This window comes from Mesorhizobium sp. M1273 (genome assembly GCF_040318195.1).
In the GTDB taxonomy this organism is placed as follows: Bacteria; Pseudomonadota; Alphaproteobacteria; order Rhizobiales; family Rhizobiaceae; genus Mesorhizobium.
Window position 1 is genome coordinate 1 of record NZ_JAMYLV010000093.1, and the last position, 681, is coordinate 681.

Here is a 681-nt window from a genome sequence, read left to right on the forward strand (position 1 = left end):
AGTTAGCAGCACAGCATGAGCCATGTGACGTTATTGACCGGGCCTGAGCGTCGTCGTCGTTGGCGTGAAGAGGATCAGTGCCGGATACTGGCCGCGGCATTCGCGCCCGGGGCCACAGTGGCGGCGGTAGCGCGTCAGTACGATGTCGCGACCAGCCTGATCTATAAGTGGCGCCGCACGGTGAGAGCCCGCGAGACGGGCTTTGCCGAAGTTGTCGTGGCTCCCGATGAGCCTGTCGCCGTTTCGCGGCCGGCGGCATCCCCAGCGGTGATCGAGCTGGAGGTCGCCGGCAAGGTGCGGCTGCGGATTCCGCTGACCACGCCGCCAACACTGGCGGCAGCGATGGTGAAGGCGCTGGGCGTTTCATGATCCCGGTTCCGAGCCAGGTGCGGATCTGGTTGGCGGTCGGCCGGACCGATATGCGTCGCGGGATGCAAGGCCTCGCTCTGCAGGTTCAGGAGACGCTGGGCCGGGACCCGCATGCCGGCGATATTTATGTCTTCCGCGGCCGCAGCGGCAATCTGATCAAGATTATCTGGCATGATGGGCTCGGCATGTCGCTGTATGCAAAACGGCTCGAGAAGGGCCGGTTTCTATGGCCGTCGCCGGCGGACGGCACGGTTTCCATATCACCGGCGCAGCTCGCCTACATGCTCGACGGGATCGATTGGCGCAACCCGC

General features: G+C 64.9%; 2 protein-coding genes. Both read left to right on the forward strand.

Going from position 1 to position 681, the window contains the following annotated elements; all coding sequences use genetic code 11:
• The first annotated feature begins 15 nt into the window (after positions 1–15).
• Positions 16–369: an IS66-like element accessory protein TnpA gene (tnpA, locus tag NKH30_RS33065; protein WP_031239744.1), complete on the forward strand. Its 354-nt coding sequence runs from the start codon at positions 16–18 to the stop codon at positions 367–369.
• Positions 366–681: IS66 family insertion sequence element accessory protein TnpB (gene tnpB / locus NKH30_RS33070; protein ID WP_352998163.1), on the forward strand; the 316-nt coding region annotated here is incomplete at its 3' end. The genes tnpA and tnpB, both read left to right, overlap by 4 nt.

Coding starts and splice junctions, on each gene's coding strand:
- tnpA (WP_031239744.1), top strand. CDS start 16: ATGAGCCATGTGACGTTATTGACCGGGCCTGAGCGTCGTCGTCGTTGG.